The organism is Aerococcus sp. L_32 (assembly GCF_050689315.1).
Genome location: NZ_JBOEQF010000629.1, coordinates 1 through 997 on the forward strand (window position 1 = coordinate 1; position 997 = coordinate 997).

A 997-nucleotide genomic window follows, 5' to 3' on the forward strand; every position below is an offset into this window, starting at 1 on the left:
ACCTTAGAAACAGCTTGGGCAAAATTAGACTTCTAATTGCCCAACTCATCCTACTACAAGACGCTCATTAATACATAAAACCCCCTAAGTTCCGCGACTTAGGGGGTTTTTACTTACTGTTTTATTAGAATAAACCAAATGTTTTCATCAAGGTAATCAAGAATACCAAGGTAATCATAGAAAAGATGGTTGTAAACACCACTGTTTGGTTGGCTAAGTCCCCGTCTCCGTCCGCTGCAATGGCTTGAGCATAAGACGACACAGCCGTTGGCCCAGCGAATGCAATCAGGATAGAAACGATTGCATCCCCTCTAAAACCTAGAATAGCACCGAGGGTGATTCCGATTAAAGGAATAATAATCAATTTATTGGCTACCGTAAAGATTAAGGCAAAATCGACATCTTTCAATTTAAAAGAGAAAGTCCCACCCATGACCATCAAGGCAAGCGGCGATACCATTCGGTTAATGTTGGTTAAAGAAGTATTGATGGCTTCTGGAAATTGTAGACCCAGTAAGACAACAATCAAACCAATGAACGTGGCAATCACCATTGGGTTCGTGATAATACTTCTACCCATCTGTTTAAAAGATACCTTATCTTCTGAATATAAAGAAAAACCGACGACCGACATGATATTCCAGAACGGCACGATGATGGCCAAGGTAATAGTCACCATCCCCATATTTTCTTCACCTAATAGAGATGTCCCCAAGGGTAAACCAAATAGGATGGCGTTAGCTCTGACTGACCCCTGTAGCATCACCCCGTAACGGGTCCGGTCATCGGATACCTTTGGAATAATAAAGGCTAGAATAAAGTATAGGGTCAAAGCGATGACAAGGATATAGGTCAAGGCATAGCCGTTGAATGATTGCTTGAAATCAGACTTATAAATATTGGTGAATAAGTTGATTGGTAGCAAAATTTTAAATAAGGCTTTGTTAAAGTCTTGAAAGGATTCTTGTTTAATCATCCCCGCTTGAGCAAAAAATTG

General features: G+C 40.3%; 1 protein-coding gene. It reads right to left on the minus strand.

The window, feature by feature from the left end:
• Positions 1-124: 124 nt before the first annotated feature.
• Positions 125-997: AEC family transporter (locus tag ACRCJ0_RS15280; protein WP_431391054.1), on the minus strand; the 873-nt coding region annotated here is incomplete at its 5' end.